This window comes from Nocardioides pelophilus (genome assembly GCF_014180685.1).
GTDB lineage: Bacteria > Actinomycetota > Actinomycetes > Propionibacteriales > Nocardioidaceae > Nocardioides > Nocardioides pelophilus.
This window is the reverse complement of sequence record NZ_JACEHF010000166.1, coordinates 1-9,264: the sequence shown is the minus strand read 5'-3', so window position 1 is coordinate 9,264 and position 9,264 is coordinate 1. Positions and strand designations below refer to the sequence as shown.

11 protein-coding genes are annotated in these 9,264 nt (G+C 71.1%); all 11 read left to right on the top strand.

Features of this window, described 5'->3' with window-relative positions; genetic code table 11:
• Positions 1 to 670: SipW-dependent-type signal peptide-containing protein (locus tag H0488_RS19390; RefSeq protein ID WP_183100877.1), on the top strand; the 670-nt coding region annotated here is incomplete at its 5' end.
• Positions 667 to 1,656, top strand: a complete 990-nt coding sequence (locus H0488_RS19385; RefSeq protein WP_183100876.1) for a signal peptidase I — start codon at positions 667 to 669, stop codon at positions 1,654 to 1,656. The genes H0488_RS19390 and H0488_RS19385, both read left to right, overlap by 4 nt.
• Positions 1,657 to 1,693: 37 nt before the next feature.
• Positions 1,694 to 2,269: a pyridoxal 5'-phosphate synthase glutaminase subunit PdxT gene (pdxT, locus tag H0488_RS19380; RefSeq protein WP_183100875.1), complete on the top strand. Its 576-nt coding sequence runs from the start codon at positions 1,694 to 1,696 to the stop codon at positions 2,267 to 2,269.
• A gap of 36 nt (positions 2,270 to 2,305) precedes the next feature.
• A complete protein-coding gene (locus tag H0488_RS19375; protein WP_183100874.1) occupies positions 2,306 to 3,073 on the top strand; it encodes a YebC/PmpR family DNA-binding transcriptional regulator in 768 nt (255 codons plus the stop codon).
• Between the two features lie 165 nt (positions 3,074 to 3,238).
• Positions 3,239 to 3,760 (top strand): crossover junction endodeoxyribonuclease RuvC, encoded by a 522-nt coding sequence (gene ruvC, locus H0488_RS19370; RefSeq protein WP_183100873.1) that lies wholly within the window; start codon positions 3,239 to 3,241, stop codon positions 3,758 to 3,760.
• Entirely contained in the window at positions 3,757 to 4,353 is a 597-nt protein-coding gene (gene ruvA / locus H0488_RS19365; protein ID WP_183100872.1) for a Holliday junction branch migration protein RuvA, read from the top strand. Before ruvC ends, ruvA begins: the two co-directional genes overlap by 4 nt.
• A gap of 11 nt (positions 4,354 to 4,364) precedes the next feature.
• On the top strand, positions 4,365 to 5,444 hold the full coding sequence (gene ruvB, locus H0488_RS19360; protein WP_183100871.1) for a Holliday junction branch migration DNA helicase RuvB: 1,080 nt from the start codon (positions 4,365 to 4,367) through the stop codon (positions 5,442 to 5,444).
• Between the two features lie 148 nt (positions 5,445 to 5,592).
• On the top strand, positions 5,593 to 5,937 hold the full coding sequence (gene yajC / locus H0488_RS19355) for a preprotein translocase subunit YajC (RefSeq protein WP_183100870.1): 345 nt from the start codon (positions 5,593 to 5,595) through the stop codon (positions 5,935 to 5,937).
• Position 5,938: 1 nt separating this feature from the next.
• Entirely contained in the window at positions 5,939 to 7,687 is a 1,749-nt protein-coding gene (secD, locus tag H0488_RS19350) for a protein translocase subunit SecD (RefSeq protein WP_183100869.1), read from the top strand.
• Positions 7,687 to 8,940 carry a protein translocase subunit SecF gene (secF, locus tag H0488_RS19345; protein ID WP_183100868.1) on the top strand — a complete coding sequence of 418 codons (1,254 nt, stop codon included), beginning with the start codon at positions 7,687 to 7,689 and terminating at the stop codon, positions 8,938 to 8,940. Before secD ends, secF begins: the two co-directional genes overlap by 1 nt.
• A 29-nt stretch (positions 8,941 to 8,969) precedes the next feature.
• Positions 8,970 to 9,264: type I phosphoribosyltransferase (locus H0488_RS19340; RefSeq protein WP_512698545.1), on the top strand; the 295-nt coding region annotated here is incomplete at its 3' end.

Genomic DNA, 9,264 nt, shown 5'->3' with positions numbered 1-9,264 from the left:
CCCTCGTGCGCACGCCGCAGTCGCCGGCCGCTGGTTCGGCGGCCGCTGGTTCGGCCGCGGGCGCACCCGCGCCCTGCTCAGCCTGGGGGTGCTGGCCGCGCTGGGAGCCACCTCGACGTCGGCGTACTGGACCGATGAGGCGACGGTGGAGAGCGGCCCGATCAGCTCCGCGACCCTCGACCTCACCGCGGGACCGAGCACCGGCTCGGAGTTCCTGACCGGGACCGGCCCCAACAACTGGAACTACGCCGCGCTGACCCTCACCGACATGGTCCCGGGGGAGAGCGTGTCGAAGACGGTCGTCGTCCGGAACTCCGGCACCGCGCCGTTCAAGTTCAACGCGACCGTCCAGTCCTCGACGAACGACCTCACCTCCGGGTCGCTCGGGCTCCAGGTCGTGATCGTCGACCAGTCCAGCGCGGCGGCCCCGACCGGAACCCAGGCCGGCGGCGACCGGGCCGGCACCTGCACGGGCGGGACGCAGGTGTTCTCCGGATTCGTCTCGACCACTCCGTCGGGCAACATCCTGCCCGCGGACGTGGCGCTGGCGACGGCCGGTGCGACCCGCAGCCTCTGCGTCCAGGTCGTGCTCAACAGCGGCGCCCCGAACAGCCTCCAGGGCAAGACCACGAGCGTCGTGCTCTCCCTGTCGGCGACCCAGCTGCCATGACCAGCCACCGCCGGCGCAAGCCGTTCCGACCGGGCCGCATCCTCCTGTCGCTGGGGGCGGCTCTCGGCGTGGTCTGCCTGGTCGCCGCGACCGCGAGCGTCTTCCTGGACATCCGCCCGATGGTGGTCAGCTCCGGTTCGATGAGCCCGGCGATCCCGGCCGGGTCGCTCGCCTTCGCTCAGGACACGGCGGCCGACAACGTCGAGGTCGGCGACGTCGTGGCCGTGTCGCGTGCGGACGGCACCCGGGTGATGCACCGGGTGGTGGCGGCCGAGCCCTCCGGCGGAGAAGTGGCACTGACCCTCCAGGGCGACGCCAACGCGGCCCCGGACAGCGAGATCTACGTCGTCGACCGGGTGCTCGCGGTGCGGTTCGACGTGCCGTGGCTGGGCTACCCGGTGAGCTGGCTGTCGACCACCTGGGGCCTGATGATCCTCGGTGCGGGCGCGTTCGGCCTGCTCGTCTTCGCCCTCCGGCCCAGCCGCGAACCCACCGCTGGCCGTCGTCGGGTGGCCGCGTTCCTCGCCGTACCGGTCGCGCTGGCCCTGGTGTCGGCCACGGCGGCGCCGTCCTCGGCGTTCTTCACCGACACCGGCACGGTCACGTCCGGCAGCATGGGCACCCACACGGTGGTGTCCCAGGCGCAGCCCACCTGCACCGACGTGAACGGCATCCTCGTGCTGGGCAACATCGCCCGGCTGACCTGGACCCACGTCGACGCGCGTTACGAGTACTACTGGGAGCTGCGCACCACCGGCGGGACGCCCGTCGCGACGGGGACCATCGGCGGAGGACAGGCGGCCGGGTCGACGGTCACCCTCGACATCAGCACCGGACTGATCGGGACCAATGCCAACTACAACGTGGTGGTGCTGGCCCGGCTGCGGACACCGACGACCTGGATCGCGGCGACGACGACCACCACGCCCGTGAGGCGGACGAGCATCATCATCATCGGCGCTGCGATGCGCTGCGGGCACGCCTGATCGCGACCCCGCCGCGGCGCCTCACTAGGCTCGGGGGGTGCCCGTCGTCGGAGTCTTCGCCCTGCAAGGTGACGTCCGCGAGCACCTGTCGACGCTGACCGCGCTCGGGGCAGAGGCGGTCCCGGTCCGGCGACCGGAGGAGCTCGCGCGCTGCGAGGCGCTGGTGCTGCCCGGCGGCGAGTCGACGACGATGGCCAAGCTCGCACGCACCTTCGAGCTGCTCGACCCGATCCGGGTGCGGGTGCGGTCGGGCATGCCGACGTTCGGCACCTGCGCGGGCATGATCCTGCTCGCCGATCGGATCCTCGACGGCGCCGCCGGGCAGGAGACGATCGGCGGGCTCGACGTGACGGTGCGCCGCAACGCGTTCGGTCGGCAGGTCGACTCGTTCGAGGCGGAGCTCGACCTCAAGGGTCTCGACCGGCCGGTCCATGCCGTCTTCATCCGCGCCCCGTGGGTCGAGGAGGTCGGTCCCGCGGTCGAGGTGCTGGCCGAGGCGGAGGGGCACCCGGTCGCCGTACGTCAAGGACACCTGCTGGCGACGTCGTTCCACCCCGAGGTCGCCGACGACGGACGCATCCACCGGCTCTTCCTCGAGATGGTGCGACGGTAGACTCAGCGGTCGTTGTCGAGTCGGAAGAGGGACTGAATGTCTGGCCACTCCAAGTGGGCGACCACCAAGCACAAGAAGGCGGTCATCGACGCCAAGCGCGGCAAGCTGTTCGCCAAGCTGATCAAGAACATCGAGATCGCGGCCAAGACGGGCGGGCCTGACCCCGCCGGCAACCCCACTCTCTTCGACGCCATCCAGAAGGCGAAGAAGCAGTCGGTCCCCAACAAGAACATCGACTCCGCGGTGAAGCGCGGCGGCGGTCTCGAGGGCGGCGGTGTCGACTACGAGACGATCATGTACGAGGTCTACGGACCCCAAGGCGTTGCCCTGCTCGTCGAGTGCCTGACCGACAACCGCAACCGGGCCGCGATGGAGGTCCGGACGGCGGTCACCCGCAACGGCGGCACCATGGCCGACCCGGGCTCGGTGTCCCGGCTCTTCAACCGCAAGGGCGTCGTCGTGGTGCCCAAGGCGCAGGAGGCCAAGGAGATCAGCGAGGACGACGTCCTCGAGGCGACCCTCGACGCCGGCGCCGAGGAGGTGCTCGACCTGGGCGAGGGCTTCGAGGTCCAGTCCGAGCCCACCGACGTGGTCGCGGTCCGCACGGCGCTGCAGGCAGCCGGGATCGACTACGACTCGGCCGAGGTCCAGTTCGTCGCGTCGCTCGACATCCCCGTCGCCGACCCCGACGCCGCCGGCAAGGTGTTCCGCCTGATCGACGCCGTCGACGACCTCGACGACGTGCAGAACGTCTTCTCCAACGCCGACATCCCCGACGAGGTCATGGAAGCCGTCGAGGCGTAGCGAGGACGCGCCAGCGGACTCGCTGATGGTGGTCGAGCGAGCCGCGCGACCGAGGAACGAGGTCGCGACCGGCGTGTCGAGACCCGGTGAGGTGCCTGCCGACCTTAGCGTTGGCACCGAACAGGTGTTCGACAGGTTGAGTTCATCGAGGTGGCGGGAGTTCCAATGCGTGTCCTCGGGATCGACCCCGGCCTGACCCGCTGCGGGATGGGCGTGGTCGAGGGCGACGTCGGCCGCCCGTTGCGGCTGGTCGACGTCAACGTCATCCGTACGTCGTCGCACCTGCCGGTCCCCGAGCGACTGGTCTCCATCGAGCGTGGCATCGAGGCGTGGCTCGACGAGCACACACCGGACGCGGTCGCGATCGAGCGGGTCTTCGCCCGCTCCGACGTGAGCACGGTGATGGGCACCGCCCAGGCGAGCGGGATCGCGATGGTCTGCGCCGCCCGGCGCGGCCTGCCGGTCGCGCTGCACACGCCGAGCGAGGTCAAGGCCGCCGTGTCCGGCAACGGGCGTGCCGACAAGGCCCAGGTGGGCGCGATGGTGACGCGGATCCTCCGGCTCGACGCGATGCCGAAGCCGGCCGACGCCGCCGACGCGCTGGCGCTGGCGATCACCCACATCTGGCGGGGCGGGAGCCAGGCCCGGATCGATGCGGCGATCGCCGCGGCAGGAGGCAGACGATGATCGCGCACGTCCGGGGCCGGGTCGCGGCCGTGACGCTCAACAGCGCGGTGCTCGAGGTGGGCGGTGTCGGTCTCGAGCTGATGTGCACCCCTGGCACCCTCGCCTCGCTCCGCACCGGCAGTGAGGCGACGCTGCCGACCAGCCTGGTCGTCCGCGAGGACTCGCTCACCCTGTTCGGGTTCGCCGACGACGACGAGAAGTCGATCTTCGAGCTGGTGCAGACGGCGTCGGGGGTCGGTCCCAAGCTGGCCCAGGCGATGCTCGCCGTACTCTCGCCCGACGGGGTGCGCACCGCCATCGCCGTCGACGACGTGAAGACGCTGACCAAGGTCCCCGGCATCGGCCAGAAGGGCGCCCAGCGCATCATCCTGGAGCTCAAGGACCGGATCGGCGCGCCGACCGGGCGCGGTGCCGCGCTGCCCCACGCCGCGATCGCGCCGTGGCGAGACCAGGTCGCCCAGGGCCTGATCGGGCTCGGCTACAACGCGAAGGACGCCGACCGGGCGATCGACGCCGTCGCCCCCGACGCGGGCGAGCTGCCCGACGTCGGCTCGCTCCTGCGGGCGGCCCTCCGCACCCTCTCGAAGGCCTGAGCGGAGGTCCCATGACGTTCCACGAGGACGAGATCGACGTCGCCGAGGAGACTCACCTCCGGTCGCTCACCGCACTGGAGGCGGAGGGCGACGAGCGCGCGGTCGAGGCGGCGCTGCGACCGCGCAGCCTCGACGAGGTCGTCGGACAGACCCGGGTCCGCGACCAGCTGGGGCTGGTGCTCGAGGCCGCGCGACGACGGGGGCGGGCGCCCGACCACGTGCTGCTGTCCGGGCCGCCCGGGCTCGGCAAGACGACGCTGGCGATGATCATCGCCCACGAGATGAACACCCCGCTGCGGCTGACCAGCGGGCCCGCGATCACCCACGCCGGCGACCTCGCCGCGATCCTGTCCGGCCTCAACGAGGGCGACGTGCTCTTCGTCGACGAGATCCACCGGATGTCACGCCCGGCGGAGGAGATGCTCTACATGGCGATGGAGGACTTCCGGGTCGACGTCGTCATCGGCAAGGGGCCGGGCGCGACCGCGATCCCGCTCGAGATCCCGCAGTTCACGCTCGTCGGTGCCACGACCCGCGCCGGCCTGCTGCCCGGGCCGCTGCGGGACCGGTTCGGCTTCACCGCCCACCTGGAGTTCTACGAGCCGGCCGACCTCGACCGGATCGCCCACCGCTCCGCGGGGCTGCTCGACGTACCGCTGACACCCGAGGGCTCCGCCGAGATCGCGTCCCGCTCCCGCGGCACCCCGCGGATCGCCAACCGGCTGTTGCGTCGGGTCCGCGACTACGCCCAGGTCCGGGCCGACGGCGTCGTGACCCATCCCGTCGCCCAGGCTGCGCTCGAGCTCTACGAGGTCGACCAGCTCGGGCTCGACCGGCTCGACCGGGCGGTCATCGACGCGCTCTGCCGCAGGTTCGGCGGTGGTCCGGTGGGTGTGTCGACGCTTGCGGTGGCGGTCGGGGAGGAGCGCGAGACGGTCGAGGAGGTGGCCGAGCCGTTCCTGGTGCGCCTGGGATTCCTCGCCCGCACTCCGCGCGGCCGGATCGCCACTCCGGCAGCCTGGGAGCACCTCGGACTGACGCCCCCGCCCCAGCCCGTCGAAGCGGTCGATCCGACCCTCTTCGAGGAGTAGTCCGGCGCCCGCCCCGCCATCGCCGTACGGCGATGTGGGCGACGTAACACGCGCGGCTACACTTGCCCGTCGGCCCGCCCCGGGCTCCGTGCGGCTGCCCGGATCCGGTCGCGCGCTGCGTCCAGACGAACGCTTGGAAGGCTCTTTGGTGAACGAAATCGCACCCCTGCTGTGGATCGTCGCGATCGTGGCGATCTTCTGGCTGCTGATCATCCGGCCGGCGCAACGGCGCCAGAAGGAGGTCGCGCAGGTGCAGGCGTCCATCGTTCCCGGTGAGACGGTCGTCCTGACCTCCGGCATCTTCGGCACCGTCAGCGAGGTCGCCGACGCCCACCTGATGATCGAGCTCGCGCCCGGCATGGTCGTCAAGGTCGCCCGCGCGGCGGTCGGCTCGGTCGTGCGCGACGACGCAGCCGACGAGATCGACGAGGCTGACCAGCCGGACGACGTCGACTCGGGCGCGGCCAGCGAGACCGACGACGAGGAGCGCTGACGTGGCGGCACGTCGCTACCGGCCCGGACGGACCCTGGTCGTCTTCTTCCTCGGCGTGGCGATCATGTACGGCCTGGTCGCGCTCGCCGGCAGCTGGAAGCCGGCGCTCGGCCTCGACCTCCAGGGCGGTCTGCGGATCACCCTGACCGCCACTGGCGACCCCACCGACGAGAACTTCGAGGAGGCCCGTCGGATCATCGACCAGCGGGTCAACGGCTCGGGCGTCGTCGAGGCCGAGGTGACCGCCCAGTCGGGCAGGTACATCGTCGTCGAGATCCCCGGCTCCACCGAGAACCGCCGCGAGACCGAGGAGCTGGTCCGCCGCCAGGCGCAGCTCCGGTTCCGCCTGGTCGCCTGCGCCGAGGGTGCTTCCGACCCGTGCGCCACCGGCGGTGTGCCGCTCGGTCGGGCGCCGCTCGCGCTCGACCACAAGCCCGGCCACGAGGGCGACAGGAAGAACAACGAGCCCACCGACACGGCCAGCCCCACCGACACGGCCAGCCCCACCGAGACGCCCACCGACGAGCCCACCGGCGAGCCCGAGGACGAGGGCGACACGGGGGTCCGTACGGCGGAGGACGAGATCGCGTGGGCGGCGTCCCCCGACGCCGACTCGGTGGCGCTGTTCAACAGCCTCTCCTGCACCGAGGACGGCACCACCGTCAAGACCAACGCCCAGGGCGAGCAGGTGCCGGCGCCTCAGCCCGACGACCCGGACCAGCCGCTGGTGGCGTGCGAGATCGGCGATGACGGTCGGGTCACCAAGTACCTCCTGTCCCGCTCGGTCATCGAGGGCACCGAGCTCTCGGACGCCGGGGCCGGCATCCCGCAGGGCGAGGTCGAGTGGGCAGTCACCCTCGACATCGGCAACGACAAGGACAAGGCCCACCCGAAGGGCTCCACCGGCGGCGAGGACGACTTCGAGACGCTCTCGTCGCAGCTGGCCGGCACCGGCCGCCAGTTCGCGATCGTGCTCGACGGAGTGGTGCTGTCTGCTCCCGTGATGAACGACCCGATCCGCGACGGTCGGTCGCAGATCACGGGCAACTTCACCGAGGAGAGCGCAACCAACCTGGCGAACAGCCTGAAGTTCGGCGCGCTGCCGATCTCGTTCGACAAGGACGTGACGACCGAGGACATCGGCCCGTCGCTGGCCGGTGACCAGCTGAGCGCCGGGCTCACGGCCGGCGGCATCGGGTTGGCGCTGGTCATGCTCTACTGCCTGGTCTACTACCGCGCGCTGGGCCTGGCCGTCGTGAGCTCCTTGTTCATCGCCGCCGGCATCACCTACGGCATGGTGCTGCTGCTGAGCGAGTCAGCCGGGTTCACCCTGACCCTGCCCGGCATCGCCGGCCTGATCATCGCGGTCGGAGTGGTCGCGGACTCCTTCGTCATCTACTTCGAGCGGATCCGTGACGAGATGCGCGAGGGCAAGTCGATGCGGGTCGCTGTCGAGACCGGCTGGGCCCGCGCCCGGGTCACCCGGATCGCGGCCAACACGGTGTCGCTGCTCTCCGCGCTGGTCCTCTACATCTTCGCGACCGGTGCGGTGAAGGGCTTCGGCTTCGCGCTCGGCCTGTCGACGCTGATCGACCTCGCTGTCCTGTTCTGGTTCACCAAGCCGCTGGTGTCCTGGTTCGCGCAGTTCAAGGCGTTCAACTCCGGCCACCGGATGTCCGGTCTGAGCCCGGGGTCCTTGGGCATCGACGGCCCCCCGCACCCCCCGATGACGGCAGGAGGCAAGGCCTGATGGGCAAGCTGTCCCGGGTCGGTAACGACCTCTACAACGGTCACCGGTCCTTCGACTTCATCGGTCGCAAGCCGCTGTGGTACGGCATCACCGTCATCCTGGTGGGCCTCGCCATCACCGCCGTGATCGTCAAGCCGCTCAACTTCGGGGTCGAGTTCCGCGGCGGCACGGAGCTCAAGATCACCGTCGCCGAGGGCGTCGACCAGAGCTCGGCCGACGAGCTGCGTGAGTCGATCGCCGACGCCGGCATCGAGGGCGCAGCGAACCCGTCGGTCACGACCGCCGGCGGCAACTCGCTGGTCCTCACCACCGAGTCGCTCTCCGACACGGGCGAGGACGAGGCCGAAGACGTCATCGTCGGCTTGTTCCCCAGTGTCGACCGCGTGGACGACATCTCGACCCAGGACGTCGGCCCCAGCTGGGGCCGGGAGGTCGCCGAACGCGCGTTGATCGGTATCGCGGTGTTCCTCGTGCTGGTCGTGCTGTTCATCTGGGGCTACTTCCGTGAGTGGAAGATGTCGGTGGCAGCGCTGCTGGCCCTCTTCCACGACATCACCATCACGGTCGGCGTCTACGCGCTGTCCGGCTTCCAGGTGACGCCCGCGGCGGTGACCGGTCTGCTGGCGATCCTGGGCTTCTCGCTCTACGACACGGTGGTCGTGTTCGACAAGGTCAGAGAGAACACCACCACGCTCCGCAAGAGCACCGAGTCGTACGCCGACGCGGCCAACCTCGCGGTCAACCAGACCCTGGTGCGCTCGATCAACACCAGCATCGTGGCGCTGATCCCGATCGGCGCGATCCTCTACGTCAGCGCGGTCCAGCTGGGCGCGAGCTCGCTGCAGGACCTCGCCCTGGCGCAGTTCGTCGGCATGACTGCGGGCATCTACTCCTCGGTCTTCCTCGCGCCGCGGATCCTGGTGCAGCTCAAGTCGACCGAGACCGAGGTCGTCGAGCAGGCCCGTCGCGCCCGTGCCAAGAAGCGGGCGATGGCCGACCGCTACGCGTCGGTCCCGGCGGTCACCCGCGACACCCCGGTCGTCGAGGGCGAGCCGGACCCCGACCGCACCGGCCGGCCGGCCCGCGCCGAGCGCCCCGCGGACACCGACGGCGGCAACACCGCCCGACCCTCCGACGAGGCGTTGGGCAAGGGACGGGTCGCCCCCACCCAGCAGCGGCGGGTGGCGTCGGGCAACAGCTCCGGACGACAGCAGCCGGTGCGGCAGACCCGGTCGAAGCGCGGCAAGAAGTAGCAGCCGTGGAACGGGAGCCGACGGCGGCCATGCGGGCAGCGGGGGAGGCCCTCGACCGTTGGGTCCGTGATGTCGCGGACTTCCCCCAGCCGGGGATCACGTTCAAGGACATCACGCCGTTGCTGGCCGACCACGACGGCTTCCGCGCTGTCGTCACCGCGCTGGCCGACGTCGGTCGCGACGAGCACGGTCGGCCTGCCGTCGACAAGGTGGTCGGCATGGAGGCGCGCGGGTTCATCCTGGCGGCGCCGGTGGCGCTCGCCCTCGGCGTCGGTTTCGTGCCGGTCCGCAAGGTCGGCAAGCTGCCGGGCGAGACCCACGCCG

What these genes read in the sequence shown, in the direction of transcription:
- H0488_RS19385 (WP_183100876.1), top strand. Translation starts at nt 667, where the DNA reads ATGACCAGCCACCGCCGGCGCAAGCCGTTCCGACCGGGCCGCATCCTC.
- H0488_RS19375 (WP_183100874.1), top strand. Translation starts at nt 2,306, where the DNA reads ATGTCTGGCCACTCCAAGTGGGCGACCACCAAGCACAAGAAGGCGGTC.
- ruvC (WP_183100873.1), top strand. Translation starts at nt 3,239, where the DNA reads ATGCGTGTCCTCGGGATCGACCCCGGCCTGACCCGCTGCGGGATGGGC.
- ruvA (WP_183100872.1), top strand. Translation starts at nt 3,757, where the DNA reads ATGATCGCGCACGTCCGGGGCCGGGTCGCGGCCGTGACGCTCAACAGC.
- ruvB (WP_183100871.1), top strand. Translation starts at nt 4,365, where the DNA reads ATGACGTTCCACGAGGACGAGATCGACGTCGCCGAGGAGACTCACCTC.
- secF (WP_183100868.1), top strand. Translation starts at nt 7,687, where the DNA reads ATGGGCAAGCTGTCCCGGGTCGGTAACGACCTCTACAACGGTCACCGG.